Source organism: Snodgrassella gandavensis (genome assembly GCF_914768025.1).
In the GTDB taxonomy this organism is placed as follows: Bacteria; Pseudomonadota; Gammaproteobacteria; order Burkholderiales; family Neisseriaceae; genus Snodgrassella; species Snodgrassella gandavensis.
The window spans coordinates 112640-128460 of the sequence record NZ_CAJZCE010000004.1 but is presented as its reverse complement, the minus strand read 5'-3'; the positions used below and the strand labels follow the sequence as shown (position 1 = coordinate 128460).

Annotated in this window: 16 protein-coding genes; 3 read left to right on the top strand and 13 right to left on the bottom strand. The window is 46.9% G+C overall.

Going from position 1 to position 15821, the window contains the following annotated elements; translation table 11 throughout:
• Positions 1-77: 77 nt before the first annotated feature.
• The 9 genes from MJ764_RS04775 to MJ764_RS04735 form a co-directional block, all read right to left on the bottom strand.
• Positions 78-641 carry a ubiquinone biosynthesis accessory factor UbiJ gene (locus tag MJ764_RS04775; RefSeq protein WP_239325105.1) on the bottom strand — a complete coding sequence of 188 codons (564 nt, stop codon included), beginning with the start codon at positions 639-641 and terminating at the stop codon, positions 78-80.
• Positions 635-1240 (bottom strand): LOG family protein, encoded by a 606-nt coding sequence (locus MJ764_RS04770; protein WP_239325103.1) that lies wholly within the window; start codon positions 1238-1240, stop codon positions 635-637. Before MJ764_RS04770 ends, MJ764_RS04775 begins: the two co-directional genes overlap by 7 nt.
• Before the next feature lie 61 nt (positions 1241-1301).
• On the bottom strand, positions 1302-2378 hold the full coding sequence (gene pheA / locus MJ764_RS04765; RefSeq protein WP_239325101.1) for a prephenate dehydratase: 1077 nt from the start codon (positions 2376-2378) through the stop codon (positions 1302-1304).
• 70 nt (positions 2379-2448) lie between these two features.
• The gene (locus MJ764_RS04760) at positions 2449-3672 is read right to left on the bottom strand and encodes a multidrug effflux MFS transporter (protein ID WP_239325099.1); all 1224 of its coding nucleotides are present in this window, start codon (positions 3670-3672) and stop codon (positions 2449-2451) included.
• Positions 3673-3707: 35 nt separating this feature from the next.
• Positions 3708-4706 carry an ornithine carbamoyltransferase gene (argF, locus tag MJ764_RS04755; protein WP_239325097.1) on the bottom strand — a complete coding sequence of 333 codons (999 nt, stop codon included), beginning with the start codon at positions 4704-4706 and terminating at the stop codon, positions 3708-3710.
• Positions 4707-4716: 10 nt separating this feature from the next.
• On the bottom strand, positions 4717-5874 hold the full coding sequence (gene dapE, locus MJ764_RS04750; protein ID WP_239325095.1) for a succinyl-diaminopimelate desuccinylase: 1158 nt from the start codon (positions 5872-5874) through the stop codon (positions 4717-4719).
• A 120-nt stretch (positions 5875-5994) separates the two neighbouring features.
• Positions 5995-7053 carry an alanine racemase gene (alr, locus tag MJ764_RS04745; protein ID WP_239325093.1) on the bottom strand — a complete coding sequence of 353 codons (1059 nt, stop codon included), beginning with the start codon at positions 7051-7053 and terminating at the stop codon, positions 5995-5997.
• A gap of 123 nt (positions 7054-7176) precedes the next feature.
• Positions 7177-7545 (bottom strand): hypothetical protein, encoded by a 369-nt coding sequence (locus MJ764_RS04740; RefSeq protein ID WP_239325091.1) that lies wholly within the window; start codon positions 7543-7545, stop codon positions 7177-7179.
• A 236-nt stretch (positions 7546-7781) separates the two neighbouring features.
• Positions 7782-9038, bottom strand: a complete 1257-nt coding sequence (locus MJ764_RS04735) for a D-amino acid dehydrogenase (RefSeq protein WP_239325089.1) — start codon at positions 9036-9038, stop codon at positions 7782-7784.
• Between the two features lie 178 nt (positions 9039-9216).
• On the opposite strand from MJ764_RS04735, the gene MJ764_RS04730 reads away from it, so the two are divergent.
• A complete protein-coding gene (locus tag MJ764_RS04730; RefSeq protein ID WP_100090793.1) occupies positions 9217-9681 on the top strand; it encodes an Lrp/AsnC ligand binding domain-containing protein in 465 nt (154 codons plus the stop codon).
• 642 nt (positions 9682-10323) lie between these two features.
• On the opposite strand, the gene MJ764_RS04725 is transcribed toward MJ764_RS04730, so the two are convergent.
• The 3 genes from MJ764_RS04725 to MJ764_RS04715 all read right to left on the bottom strand — a co-directional run bounded on the left by MJ764_RS04725 (position 10324) and on the right by MJ764_RS04715 (position 12962).
• On the bottom strand, positions 10324-10716 hold the full coding sequence (locus MJ764_RS04725) for an ACT domain-containing protein (RefSeq protein ID WP_239325087.1): 393 nt from the start codon (positions 10714-10716) through the stop codon (positions 10324-10326).
• A gap of 523 nt (positions 10717-11239) precedes the next feature.
• A complete protein-coding gene (locus MJ764_RS04720; protein WP_239325085.1) occupies positions 11240-12103 on the bottom strand; it encodes a prephenate dehydrogenase in 864 nt (287 codons plus the stop codon).
• A 58-nt stretch (positions 12104-12161) separates the two neighbouring features.
• On the bottom strand, positions 12162-12962 hold the full coding sequence (locus MJ764_RS04715) for a 3'-5' exonuclease (protein ID WP_100113624.1): 801 nt from the start codon (positions 12960-12962) through the stop codon (positions 12162-12164).
• Positions 12963-13285: 323 nt separating this feature from the next.
• Between MJ764_RS04715 and MJ764_RS04710 the strand changes: the two genes are divergently transcribed.
• Entirely contained in the window at positions 13286-14134 is an 849-nt protein-coding gene (locus MJ764_RS04710; RefSeq protein WP_239325083.1) for a DsbC family protein, read from the top strand.
• A 227-nt stretch (positions 14135-14361) separates the two neighbouring features.
• Positions 14362-14709, top strand: a complete 348-nt coding sequence (locus tag MJ764_RS04705; protein ID WP_239325081.1) for a DUF488 domain-containing protein — start codon at positions 14362-14364, stop codon at positions 14707-14709.
• Positions 14710-14923: 214 nt separating this feature from the next.
• On the opposite strand, the gene accD is transcribed toward MJ764_RS04705, so the two are convergent.
• Entirely contained in the window at positions 14924-15796 is an 873-nt protein-coding gene (gene accD, locus MJ764_RS04700; protein ID WP_239325079.1) for an acetyl-CoA carboxylase, carboxyltransferase subunit beta, read from the bottom strand.
• Positions 15797-15821: the final 25 nt, after the last annotated feature.

The window sequence follows — 15821 nt, the reverse complement described above, 5'->3', positions numbered from 1 at the left end:
TAAAAATTCTCGAAATTATACCAGAGCCGTTTCTTTGCTACAGTAACGGCTTATATCCTGTTCGGGCATAGTGGAGTTTAGTTAAGCTTCTGCTGCAAGCGAGCAATGCGGGCGGCCAGACGTGCGCTGTCATCGCGTAATGCCTCCACCTGAGCAGCAAACTGCTGCAATTGCATCTGCCCCACCACAGCAGCATCGCTTTCCCGCGCATAATCAGCTACCTGCGCTGCAATACTGTGGCTGATTGCACGGCCATGCTGATAGAGATTTTCCAGTTCCAGTGCCACTTTTCCGCCTACAGCATCACCAAGCAGCCGAGCAAGGTCATCACGCCAGTCATACTGTAATGCCTGTATAAGCGGCAGAATGGCCATACCCAGTGCACGGTCACCGCTAATCTGCACATCGCCCACACCCGGCTGTGTGCCACTGAGCATTTTACTCAGTGCGCTTGAGGCAATCGTAATTGTGGTGTCAGCTTCGGCACAATCCTCCTGCCAGAAACCCTGTGCATCAATCCGTCCCTTAAGTGTGAGCATGGGTAACACCAATGCAATAACCCGCTGCTGGTGCTGCTGCCAGCGCGTTTTGAGCTCTACATTCTGCTGAATAAGGTGATTAAGCAGCGCCAGAGTTAACATAGCGTTTCTCTGGTTTGCTGCGCCCATTGCGGGGTAACCCATTTCACCGCATCCCGTGGCTGCCAGTGGCGCATCTGTTCCAGCAGTTCTGCCGGTATGGTGGCACAGCAGAGTAAATCCATGTTTTCTGGTGGCATGAAGCCGGCTGTCACGGTATTTTGCAACATCTGAATTAACGGATCAAAAAAGCCGGCTACATTCAGAATCCCAACCGGATGAGGATGCAGCTTTAATTGTGCCTGTGATAACACTTCAAACAACTCTTCATAAGTGCCCAGACCACCGGGCATGGCAATAAAACCATCAGCCAGTTCAATCATTTTGTTTTTGCGCTCGGTCATATTAGCTGTTTCATACAATTCAGTCAGCCCCGGATGTGCGCCTTCCATATTTTTCAGGAAACTCGGAATCACACCAATGGCTTCACCACCATGTTGCAGCACGGCCGAAGCGATTGTGCCCATCAGACCGATATTGCCACCACCATAAACCAGACGGTATCCCTGTTGTGCCATTTCCTGTCCGAGCTGCTGTGCAGCATCGAAATAGGCTTTGTTCTGTCCCAAATTGGAACCACAATATACAACGATATTTTTCATACTTGTTATCTCCATGCCAGAGGTGATTTGCGCCTGTTTCAGGCCAATATTTGTTTTACGTTTAAATCACAGCTTGCGGATAAGAACCAATCAATTTCAAGAATGCCGAACGCTGCTGCAAGGCAGTCAGCGCTGCTGCTACAGCTGTATCCTGTTGATGGCCTTCAATATCGATAAAGAATACATATTCCCATAAACCACCACGACTAGGGCGACTTTCGAGCTTGGTCATGGAAACATGATGGTCTGCAAAAGGCTGGAGTAAATCATGTACAGCACCAGCCTTATTGGGTGCAGCCACAATCAGCGTAGTTTTATCACACCCGCTGCTAGTGGTGATATTGCGCCCCAACACCAGAAAACGGGTGGTATTGTTGGGTTCATCTTCGATATTCTGTGCCAGTGTCTGGAGCTGGTAATGATTCGCAGCCATCAGTGAGGCAATGGCTGCGGCACCACTGTCAGCGGCCGCCAACCTTGCTGCTTCAGCATTACTGGCCACGGCAATCCGTACCACTTGCTCAGACAAGTTCTTATCCAGCCAGTTACGACACTGTGCCAATGCCTGAGCATGCGCGTAAACTTTATTGATGCCCTTTTCAGAAGCAACAGCACGCAGCAATTGATGATGAATGCGCAAATTGACTTCACCACAGGCTTTTAATGGTGTGGTTACCAGCAAATCAAGCGTACGCCCCACTGAACCTTCAGTAGAGTTTTCGATGGGTGCTACCACGTAATCAGCCTGCTGCGCTTCTACCAGACGAAAGCCTTCATCTATAGAAGCACACGGATGTGTCTGTGCTGCCTGACCAAAATGTTTGATGGCAGCCTGTTCGGTAAACGTGCCCTGCGGGCCAAGATAAGCCACAGTTAACGGCCGTTCCAATGCCAGACATTCGCTCATAATTGCCCGCTGTAAACGGGCAACCGCCTGACCGGATAATGGTCCCGGATTCTGCTCCTGTACTCGGCGTAAAACCGCTGCTTCACGCTCAGGGCGGTATACTATACCTTCTCCTTTTAACGTACCAATAGCCTGAGCATGGCCGGCACGCTGGTTTAATAACCGCAAAATTTCGCTGTCAATCTGGTCTATGGCATCGCGATGTGGTTTGAGTTTATCATTATCAGACATAATTAGTAGTGTTATTAATAGTTTGTTCAAGAAAGACATGAAAAAGGCAGCCTGCTACGGCTGCCCAGAATTATTTATGTTTTTTCTGCCATGCACTACGTGACAAAACACATAGCAAAATGGCACCACAACTGGTGGAAATCAGCATCATCGTCGGCATCACATGTGTCGAACCATTATGCAGCAATGTAGTCAGCCAGCCCACTATAGCGGCAATCAGAAACTGCATGGTACCCAGCACGGCGTTGGCACTGCCGCCTATTTTACGAAAATAGCTCATGAAACACGCCTGCGTATTGGAACCAATCAGCCCCTGCGAACCAATGGAAAACATGATTAGCGCCAGTAGCAGGAAAAACGGTGGCCGATCCATACTCCACACCACCATGGTTAATAATAAATTACAGCCCAGTTGCAGGAGCACACCACTAAGTAAAATATTTCGCGCCGGCGTGGTACGCAAACGATAGGCAGTGACCCGGTTAAACAGCATCATGGTAATTATATTGGCGGCAAAAGCCCAAGAATACTGATGTGCACTCAGGCCATAGATATTCATGTAAATAAATGAAGATTCAGTCAAAAAGACAAACATGGCCGCAAAAGCAGCAGTCTGTAAAAACATGAAGCCAAGCGCTTCGCGCTCATGAAAAACCACAGAAAAATTCTGTTTTATTTTATGAAAAATTTGACTGTCTAATGGCTGAAAGTCCATTTTAACCTGTGGCATAAACCGCCACACACACATCAGCACGATCAGAGCATATACGAGCAGAAAAATAAAGATAATACGCCAGCCACCCAGCGCGGCCAGTGCTGTACCCAGCATCGGAGCAGCCAGCGGTGCCGCCAGAGTGATAATGCCTATGGTAGCGAACATTCTGGCCGCTTCATTGCCCTGAAAAAAATCACGTACCGTAGCGCCTACAGTGACAGTTGCCATGCCACCACCCAGAGCCTGAATCCAGCGCCAGAACAGCAGTTCGCCGGCTGAATCAATGAAGACAATGGCAATGGCTGAAAGCAGATAAATACTCAGGCCAATCATGGCAATAACTTTGCGCCCTTTTATATCCGATAGTGCTCCCCCAAGCAATTGTCCAAGCGCTACTCCAAACATAAAACTGGATAAACTGCGTTCAACCTGATAAATCGGTGCATGTAAGGAAGTAGCCATTTCTGGCACAGAAGACAGATAGATATCCGTGGAAAATGGCATAATGGCCACCATCACCGCCAGCAGCAATGCCAGATAGTGCGGATTAATCAGTAACTGATTGGGGGAAGCTTGCATAACCATTTTCTCCATTAACAACAGGCTAAATCCGTTCAGGTGTTTAGTAACGCCACCAGTACGGCTTTAATCGTATGCATCCGGTTTTCCGCCTGCTCAAATACTATAGAAGCGGTACTTTCAAATACATCATCACTCACTTCCGCACCATCCAGAGCAAATTCATCGAACAGCCATTGCCCTAGCTGAGTATCACGATTATGAATCGCTGGCAGGCAGTGCATGAATTTCACCTCAGGATTGTGGCTGGCTGCAAGCAGCCGGGCATCGACCCGATACGGTGTGAGCTGCTCAATACGTTCTTTCCAGATTTCTTTCGCCTCTCCCATCGATACCCAGACATCGGTATGGATAAAATCAGCTTCATTAACTGCGGCGGCTGCATCTTCTGTTAAGGTAATCCGCGCACCTGTCTGCGCCGCAATCTCGCGACACTGTGCCACCAGATTATCATCCGGCCAAAAAGCGCGTGGGGCACTAATACGTACATCCATACCCATTTGAGCACCGGCCACCAGCAAAGAATTACCCATGTTGTAGCGGGCATCGCCTACATAAGCATAGGTAATCCGGTTTAAAGGTTTCCTGCTGTTTTCCTTCATAGTAAGCAAATCAGCCAGCATTTGCGTAGGATGGTATTCATTGGTTAACCCATTAATTACCGGAACTCCCGCATATTCGGCCAGTTGCTCAACAATCTCCTGACCAAAACCACGATACTCAATGGCGTCATACATGCGTCCGAGAACCCTTGCGGTATCGCGAATACTTTCCTTATGGCCTATCTGGCTGCCACTGCTATCCAGATAAGTTACATGCGCACCCTGATCATGTGCGGCCACTTCAAAGGCACAACGGGTACGAGTAGAAGTTTTTTCAAAAATAAGAGCAATATTTTTACCCGTCAGACGTGGCTGCTCTGCACCGGTTTTCTTCTCGGTTTTCAGTCTGGCGGCTAAATCCAGCAACGTCTGGATTTCTGTTGGTGTATAGTCCAGCAGCTTTAAAAAATGTTTCTGGCTTACAAGACTCATTATTTTCTCCTTATGCAGATTGGCAGGAATCAGGCTGGGCAAGCTGTTGCAGTATATCTTCATAAATCGCCGATAACTGTGCTATGGCAGCAATATCCACACACTCATCTACCTGATGAATGGTTGCATTCACCGGCCCCAATTCAATCAGTTCACTGGCAATGGCTTTAATAAAGCGGCCATCAGAAGTACCACCGGTAGTAGATAACTGTGCAGTTACTCCACATACACGGTCAATGGCTGTCTGTGCCACGGTGGTTAAACGCCCGGCTGCGGTCAGAAATGGTTGTCCCGACAATGCCCAGTCCAAATCATAGTGTAAACCATGCTTATCCAAAATGGCATGCACACGCTGGCGCAAACTTTCGGCACTGGATTCAGTCGAAAAACGGAAATTAAACTGCACCGTTAATTCAGCCGGAATCACATTGGTAGCACCAGTACCAGCATGAATATTGGAAATCTGAAATCCAGTAGGCGGAAAATAGGCATTACCATCATCCCAGTGTGTGGCTGTTAACTCAGCCAGTGCCGCTGTGGCCAGATGAATAGGATTAGCTGCCAGATGCGGATAAGCCACATGTCCCTGACGGCCATGTACCCGTAACGTGCCGGATAACGAACCACGCCGGCCATTCTTTATCATATCCCCCAGCGTATCAACAGCAGTAGGCTCACCTACAATACAGTAATCAATATGCTCACCACGCTGTTGCAGAATTTCGACCACGCGTTTAGTGCCATTATGTCCGTCGCCCTCTTCATCAGAAGTAATTAGCAAGGCCAGACGCAGTGGCAAATCCGGCTGTTGCGCTAGCAAGCGCTCACAGGCAGTGACAAAAGCAGCAACACTGCTTTTCATATCAGCAGCACCCCGACCATACAGCCGGCCATCACGCTCGGTAGGCGTGAATGGTGGCGAAGTCCAGCAGTTTTCATCTCCGGCCGGCACCACATCAGTATGACCAGCAAAGCACACCAGTGTCCCCTGTTCGCCATAAACCGCATAAAAATTATCAGTCTCCCCAAACCGCAGGGTCTCAATGCGAAAACCCAGTGCTGTTAGCCGGTTCATCAGCAGCGGCTGGCAACCATGATCATCTGGTGTAACAGAGGGCTGTGCAATCAAAGCCTTGGCCAGTTTCAGTGTTTCTATTTCCATTATCATAAACTCAAAAAAAATAACTTCAGGCAGCTTGAGAGGCTGCCTGAGAACATATTACATCTTTATAAACCAATTTTTCTGTCTTGCCAAACATTTACCCAATAATTGACAATCCATGGCAATTTATTCATATACCATGTCTGCCCGTTTGACATTACACAGTAATTCATAGGCAATGGTTCCGGCAGCAGCGGCCACCTCGTTCACATTGACAACATCGCCCCATAATTCCACCTCACTACCCAATGACTGCCGATGGTCATCCAGCTGTATCGTCATCATGTCCATGGAAACCCGCCCCAGAACCCTACTGCGTACGCCATCAATGGCTACCGGCGTGCCTGTCGCAGCACGGCGCGGATAGCCATCGGCATAACCACAGGCCACCAGCCCTACCCGGGTTGAACGATTAGTAACAAAACTGGCACCGTAGCCAATCGGTTCGCCCATCTGCAACACCCGCTCACCAAATACCTTGCTTACCAGCCGCATCACCGGCTTAAAGCGGCTATCCGCACCACCCATGGGTGAAACTCCATACAGTGCTAGTCCGGTTCGTCCCCAGCCACACTGGGTTTGCGGATAGGCCATTATCGCTGCTGAATTGGCCAGACTCACGTCTCCGGGCAAATTGGCACATACCATCTCAAAAGTGTGAATCTGCTCAGCAGTCATCGTCTTCATGGGCTCATCGGCACAGGCAAAATGGGTCATTTTCACCACATCGGCTACCTTGTCACTTTGTGCCAGCGCCTGATAGGCTGGTGCATAATCATGTGGAAAAAAGCCGGTACGGTGCATGCCCGAGTCCATTTTCAGCCATACCGTTACTGGTTTTTGCCAGTCATAAGCAAGCAGAGTTTCCAACTGCCACAAATTACCCACAACCGGCCATAACTGGTAACGATCTACCAACGCATATTCTTCAGCGGCAAAAACACCTTCCAGCATCACAATCGGCAATTGTATGCCCGCTTCCCGCAATTGCACCGCTTCACTGATACAAGCTACCGCAAAACCATCGGCCATATCGGCCAGCGCTTGAGCGCAACGCACTGCACCATGTCCGTAAGCATTGGCTTTCACCACTGCCAGCATTTTTCCACCGCCATGCATCTGTTTTAAAGCCAGAAAATTATCACGTAAGTGATTTACACGAATATGCGCAACTAACGGACGCATAATGACTCCCCTGTTATCATGGTTACCAAATTTTATTGTTTAAGCAAAGCAATCCCTGTAAACGAACCAAATTATGCCAATTTACGCAATGATCTGCGCTGCTGTATATCATACCGCCACAGATTACCGCCCAGATCTGTAATATAGATCACAGAACTGATGCGCATCACGCGGATACAAACCAGTCTGTACCAGTACCTCTATTCTACCGTTTACCACATCATAACAGCAGACACGCAGTCCCGAACGGCCACACCAGTAAATCTGCTGTTCTTGTTCATCAAACACTACCTGTTTACCAGTGATAAACAAACCATTGCCCACCAGCTCATGCCGATGAGCCTCATCCAGCAAAACTTCTGCAATCATGCCATCAGCCTGAAAAAATTCAAGTGACTCCGGTTCCTTTATCCGTCCCATGCTCGAATAAAACAGCCGCTGGAGGTGTCGGTCAACAGCCATACCATCATGAAAATCATGCAGTTCATTCACCTGTGTTCGGTGCGTAGCCGTTAGCGTATCAAATTCTATAATCCGGCCAACAGGAGCAACTTCCCGTAACAGAACTTTATCATTGGCCGTATATATACCTTATCCACAAACAGGACAAATCAATAACATATTAAACATAATAAAGCTCTTACAGCTCTTGTATATCTTTAAAAAACTGCATTTTCTGGCACCAGTACCACACAGACAAATACATTTATTCAAACGATACTGTTTGCTTAAACATAACGCGCCAACGATAAATCACTGGTTTCAATTTCCGGCTTAACCCCACTAATTAAATCTGCCAGAATTTTTCCCGAACCCAGCCCCATCGTCCAGCCCAGCGTACCGTGGCCAGTATTCAACGACAGGTTCACAAAACGGCTGGCACCAATAATCGGCGTACTGTCCGGTGTCATCGGGCGCAGACCACTCCAGAAAAAAGCCTCAGAAGTATGGCAACTGCCCGGAAACAGATCATTAACCACTAAGTCCAGCGTCGCCTTGCGTTTCGGGTTCAGGTGAATACGATAACCAGACAGTTCAGCCATGCCACCAGCTCGGATGCGTTCATCAAAACGTGTTATCGCCACCTTATAAGTTTCATCAATAATCGTAGAAACCGGTGCTTTATCCTGATCAATTATCGGGATAGTCAGTGAATATCCCTTCACCGGATAAACCGGCAGATTAATCCCCAGCTTGCTCAGCATATTGCGGCTGAAACTACCTAACGCACAGACATAATGGTCGGCAGTAAACCACTGGCCATTAGCCTGCACGCCTTTAATCGAGCATTTATCCTGATGGATGGCCGAAATAGCATGCCGGTATAAAAATTTCACGCCCAAAGCCGCACATTTTTCGGCCAACTGAGTAGTAAATAAATGACAGTCGCCCGTACCATCCTGAGGCAAATACAATGCACCGGCCAGCTTTCCGGCCATATGCGCCAGCGCCGGTTCATACTGCGTACATTCAGCAACACTATTGAGTACCTGCAACGGCACCCCGAATTCCTGCAAAACAGCTATATCAGAACGGGAGTCGATCACCTCTTTTTCCGTGCGGAAAATCTGCAAAGTACCCTGCCTGCGCCCTTCATACTGAATATTTTCTTCTGCCTCCAGCTGCTGCAACATCTCACGGCTATACTCAGAAATACGTACCATGCGTTCTTTATTAGTTGCATAGCTCTGTGCATTACAATTGCGATACATCTGCCACAGCCATTGCAATTGAGAAAGGCTGCCATCAGGGCGAATCAGTAAAGGAGAATGCTCCCTGAACAGCCATTTCCATACCTTAGCCGGTATATTCGGTGCTGCCCATGGGGTGGTATAGCCATAGGATAACTGGCCGGCATTGGCAAAACTGGTTTCCATCGCGGCCTGATCAGCACGCTCCAGCACAGTAACTTCATGTCCGGCTTTAGCCAGATACCAGGCAGTACTCACCCCAACAATACCTGCCCCCATAATCAATACTTTCATTCCCTCGTCTCCTTAGTAATCAAACGGAATAAGCTCAGCCGTTCAATTGTATAATCCTCAAACAGCCCATTTAGTTACTTTTCATAGTGTAAACAAAGAATGATAGTGAATTTCACTTTATTTAAACCAAAAAAAGGAGTATTTTGACAAATTATCACATTTATATCATAGATAAACCATGCACCATATTGACAAAGTGGACATGAAGATATTGTCCTTACTACAAAAAAACGCCCGTACCACCATGACCGAACTGGCTGACAAGGTAGGGTTGTCCACTACTCCCGTCACCGAACGCGTACGGCGACTGGAACGAGAAAACATCATTACCGGCTACCACGCACGCCTGAACCCACGCGCCTTAAACCAGAGCTTGCTGGTGTTTGTGGAAATCAAACTGCGTTCCAAATCCGGCAATATTTTTGAAGATTTCCGCCGTGAAGTACTGACCATTCCGCAAGTACTGGAATGTCACCTGATTTCCGGCGAATACGATTACCTAATTAAAGTACGCCTGCCCAATATGCATGCATATCGCAACCTGCTAGGCAATATCCTGTTGCAACTACCAGCCGCAGCCGAAAGCCGCAGTTATGTTGTTATGGAAGAAGTAAAAGAAGAACAGATGTTACATCTGGAATAAATGCCGGCTGTATTAAGTACTGGTCAATTGAGCCTGAATCTACTCTTCTGGCAACCAGCCGTAAGCCCGCACCCTGATTAACTGTATCAACTGTGGTGAATGCCCTGTTTTCGGCTACAGTAATCTATTGGAAAGACAACTGCTGCTGTTTATAGCTAGCAGTTTCAATCAGTGGATAACGCCTAAGCACATCCTAACCATGCAATGCCGGTCATGCCAGCAACCAGTATGAGTACCGCACAACAGCAACCTAATTTACTTCCGGCAATAACTTACCTTGCTGCATCATCTCAACGTCTGACTTAATAATAAACATAAGGACACAGGAACAATTTTTCAGTGCTTTAAAATCGGTTTGATAAACCCTGTCAAACTGCCATTTAACATAACCATCCACTGATTTATGCAGTGCAATCATTCAGCTACATATTGGTGATTAGCAGATGTAGAGCACCATACTTCCTGCTAGCCTTACATGTAAATATCAGCATCAATGACATGAACTACAACATGCAATAAATCACCAATCTCTTTTGTATAGGGAGTTTGATATTGCATCATCTGTACATTTGTACATTCATCATTTCCGCCAATTATTCAGCTTTACTATCAGCCAGCCAAATTCCCATTATCCGACCACAATTATTCACCCAAACTGTTCAGAATGAGCAAAGCCTGCGGCACATCATTATCAGCCACAAAAATATGGTCATGATAATAGCCAGCTACCACATTACAGCTAATATTCTGCTGCGCCAGTGCACGCGAAAACGCTGCGGTTAACCCTACTGCCGCCAGAGAAGAATGCACTTTCAAAGTAATCCAGCCAGCAATATATTCATAGCCCAGTTGCTGTGCATCAGCCACAGCCTGTGGCAGAATCAGCGTAGTGCCCTCACTCTCCTGCATAGTAGCCACAGCAGCAGTCAACAATGCCGGTTCAGGCTGCTGCACAGTACAGAACACATATTTCCCCGGATTATGCTGCGGCGCAGCTGATTGCAGCAGAATTCGCAGATTCTGTTCACCAGACATCGTCATTTCCTGTTCAAAATATAAAACATTTATCCTAGCAGTATTTATGTTCAGACAATAGCACTATCCAACCAGTCACCGCATCGACAAAGTGACAAATATTCTGATACACATGAGCAACAATCAGCTAAAGCAACATTTTCAGATGACACATATATAGGCAGAGATACTGCAATCGGGCATAACCAGTCATATATTCCATAAGCATAAAGAAAAATAGATAAAAAAATGCGCACACGGTTAAGTGTGCGCCAAGTCTACAAAGGAGAAATAGAGGAGAAACTGTTAAACCAACTAGGAGCTGATTTAACGAAGCGAATTATGCATCAAATACGCATGCATGGCAAGTCATATTTTGTATTAATTCGATAAAATAGAGTCATTTTAATTAAAAATGCCGCAAATTTGATTAACTGCATCTATCTGGCGCAGTCAAAAACACCAAAAAATACTTTATTCAACCACAACTTAGCTAGAATAATGTCTTTATCTGCCACAATTACCCCTTACAGTGCTTTTTTTTCTAATTCTGCCAGCCTTCGCGTATTTTCTGTGCTTTGGCAAAAAAAGCAGTCAATTTCTGCGCATCACCCTGTTGCAAACATTGCTGCAAATACACCAGCTCCTGCTGTTGCTGCTGTAACAAACCAGCCAGCACCTTACGGTTGGCCAGACAGATATCCGTCCATATCTGCGGATGACTAGCGGCAATCCGCGTAAAATCACGGAAACCACTACCGGCAAACTGCAACAGCTCATCTGCATTCGCTGCTTCTGCCAACTGGTGAACATACGCATAAGCCAGCATATGTGGCAAATGACTCACTGCTGCAAAAATCGCATCGTGTCTGGCCACATCTAGATGATAAATCTGCGCCTGTACTGCCTGCCACATCGCCACTACTGCCTGCAATGCTGTTTCATCCTGATGTTCATGCGCACAGATAATGCATTTTTTCTGCACAAACAGGCCAAACTGCGCCGCCAGTGCACCATGCCGGTCAGAACCGGCAATCGGATGAGCTGCAACACAGCGCGGATAGTGATGCGGTAGCTCAGACGCAAAAGCCTGTAGTGCCAGCTGCTTCGTACTGCCCACATCGGTAACAATACACTGTTCAGGCAGATATGGCGCCAGCTCGCGACAGACTAGCGGTAATGTATTAACCGGCGTGGCAATCAACACCATATCAGCATCAGCCACACTCTCAGCATCAATCCGTGTATAGGCATAGTCAATTACGTGTCGTTCCACAGCCCGGGTCAGATTATCTGCATCAATGTCAATACCGGCTACCTTGTCTACCAATCCGGCACGTTTTAAATCCAGTGCCAGCGAACCACCAATCAGGCCTACCCCAATCAGCACCAGCCTGTGCATACTCATATCAGCAAATACCCCACACAAACCATCATCCCGGCACCCGGTTCTTTCACATTGATAGTCAACTTGAGCTTCCCCATGCAGCCAGAAATTCCTGCCAGTGTGGTGCCTGTTGCCCGTTCAGATAAGCTTTCAGGCAACGGATTTCCTGCTCGTACTCATCCGCATTCAGAAATCCGCGCAACAGATTAAAGCGCAGATACATTAAATAAGTATTGGCAGCATCGGTTTCACAATAGTGCCGAATCTGCGCCAACTCACCCTGCTGATAGGCCGCCCATACCTTACTGCCATCCATACCCAGCTTCCCCGGGAAACCACACAGCTTGGCCATGTCATCCAGTGGCACACAGGCACGTGCCTGATATAAGGAGAGTAAATCCATCAAATCACAATGGCGCGCATGATAGCGACTGATATAATTATTCCATTTAAAATCGCGGCTGTCGCCAAAATCCCCCTCCCCCATATCCCAGTAACGCGCAGCACTGATACCATAAATCAGAGCACGATAATGCAATACCGGCAAATCAAAACCACCACCATTCCAGCTTACCAGCTGTGGCGTATGAGTTTCTATCAACTCAAAAAAGCGCGCAATCAGTGTTTCTTCACTGTCTTCAGGTGTGCCGATACTACCAATATGGATTTTATCCGCACCCCAACGCATACAGCATGATATGGCCACCACCTGCTGCAAATGCAGCTGCATAAAATCATTACCACCAGTTTTAGCACGTCGCTGCTGCAAGGCAAATTCCACCACCTCTGCATCACTTACTTCTGCCGGCAAATGATTCAGCACACGAATACCGGCTACGTCTGGAACGGTTTCAATATCGAAAGCCAAAATCGGAGTCATGGCATGTATTCACATTAGTTAACAAACAAGTATTGTGGCATGAAGCCGGTTGCCACGCCAACCGTTTCACAAGCAAAACAACATTACATACCCAGCTTGATTGCCTTATACTTAACAACTAACAAGCAGACTATACAACTATAGACACTCAGTGCAGCTATCACACAACAGATTGCAGCCCGTTTGATTTCAGAAATGGCCAGCAGCAAAATAGCGACAGTTTTCACACAAATCTTTTCATGCAATCCACCGCTTGTGCATAATAGCAGCATATAATTTCAAATCATTCATTAACCATTAACTAAAAGTAAAAGCCTTTCAATATGAAAAAATCCTGCTTATGGCATTGGCTTGCCCCCCTGCTCACCATACCCTTAATCGCGTCCTGCGACGGTACACCAGTACACAATACCGGTTCAGCAGCCAGTGCCGCTTCTGGCATCAGCGCATCCGCTTCCAGTAACGCAACAACTGAAATCGGCCAGACTGTTGATGCCAACACCAGTAAAAAGCTTAGCGAAAACCTGATAAAAAAAATGCAAAAAGCATTCAAAGGACAGGAATTAAACATACAGAATATCTATACCACCCCATTTAAAGGTATTTATGAAGTTGTAATTACCGGTAATCAGATTATCTACACCGACGAAAATGCCGATTACATCATGCTGGGCAACCTACTTGACCTACAACGCCATCAGAATCTGACCGAACAGCGTTTAAGTGAATTATCCAAAGTAGACTTTGACCAACTGCCACTGGATAAAGCCATCAAGGAAGTTCGTGGTAACGGACAGCGTATTATGGCCGTATTTTCTGACCCTGATTGCCCGTTCTGTAAAAAGCTTGAAGAAGAAATCGCCCAGATTGATAACGTTACTGTCTATACTTTTCTCATGCCCGTACCCGAACTGCACCCGAAAGCACAGAAAAAATCAGTACAGATATGGTGTCAGAAAGATCGCACCACAGCCTGGACTGCCTGGATGCGTCATGGCAAAGAGCCTGCTAGCGTAGCCGATTGTAACAATCCAGTAGCTGAAACCATGAAACTGGGGGACAAATTCGGCTTTAATGGTACCCCTACCATGATATTCCCGAATGGTAAGACTATTTCCGGCCTGATGCGTAAAAACGATTTAGAGCAGGAATTGAACGACAACCAGAAATAACCAGCATCTATAGCAAAAAGCAGCCAGTTGTGGCTGCTTTTTTTATTCTATCCATAATCCAGTACGGCCTGCATATTGCTCATAGCCATAGCATTTATCAACATCAGCATTAACCAACCCATTCACAGCATCTGAATATATTCTCAACTGTCATTGCCGTCATAACAGTTGCCGCAACGAATTTCAGAAATTATGATTAATCATTTCTAAAATTCAGCTCAATAGCCATGTATAGCATTCAGCGTGTTTACATCTACCAGCACCAGCAACCAGCCGTATTAATTGACCGCCTGTGGCCACGTGGCATCAGCAAAGCCCGACTAAGCACAGTAGAATGGATTAAGACTATTGCGCCTTCAAACCAGTTACGACAATGGCTGCATCAAAATCCGGCCAGTCGCTACAGCGAATTCTGCCAGCTTTATCAGCAGGAACTGTGTCAGCCGCAACAGCAGCAGGCATTACAAACACTGCAACAACTGCATCAGCAACACCAGCAATTATGGCTACTAACCGCAGCTAAAGACATTGCCCACAGCCATGTACCTGTATTACTGGCGCAATTACAGGCATAAAGCAAAAGTTTGTACCACTCTTCCCAATCCGCAAAAAGCCGGTTATCACTATTTGATAAAGAATGTCTGGCAATATTAATCCGAACGAACACACTTCAGTTTACAGTTTTGCCAACTTCGCACATGTTTCCGCCTGCCAGACAAACAAAAGCGCCCTGAAACAACATTTCAGGGCGGCTATAGGTTAATCATTCAGTTCAACAAAAAATACCCATCAGGCTGCATCGTCACTAGCTTGTGAACGTAGCAAACCAATCAGGCGCACAATGCGCTCTTTCAATTCACGCCGGTCAACAATTTGATCGACTGCCCCTTTATCCAGCAAAAATTCCGCACGCTGGAAACCTTCAGGCAAAGTCTCGCGTACCGTCTGCTCAATCACCCGTGGGCCAGCAAAACCAATCAGCGCATTCGGTTCGGCCAGCACCACATCACCAATAAAGGCAAAACTGGCTGATACCCCACCCATAGTCGGATTAGTTAAAACAGAAATAAACGGCAGCGATTTTTCAGTAAGCAGATGTAATGCAGCACAGGTTTTGGCCATCTGCATCAACGAATTCAAGCCCTCCTGCATCCGTGCACCGCCAGAAGCAGCCACACAGATAAAGGTACAGTTATGCTTCACCGCCTCACGCACACCGCGCACAAAACGTTCACCTACAACCGAACCCATTGAACCACCGATAAAATTGAATTCAAACGCCGCCACAACCACCGGTACACCATCCATGGTACCTCGTACCACCACCAGCGCATCATCTTCCTGTGTCAGCTTGCGTGCTGTACTCAGGCGATCAGTATATTTCTTACTGTCACGGAACTTCAGAATATCAATCGGCCTAATATCAGCACCAATTTCATACTGTTTAGTCTCATCCAGCATCATCTGGATACGTTCACGCGCCGAAACCGGATTATGATGCCCGCATTTTGGGCACACTTCCATGTTTTTCTTTAAATCCGTGGCATATAAAGTTGCCGCACAAGACGGGCACTTCTGCCACAATCCTTCAGGGATACCTGCGGATTTGGCCACAGGATCTTTTTTAATCTTAGGTGGCAGGATTTTATCTAACCAACTCATTTTTTCATTCCCGGTTATTTGCCGG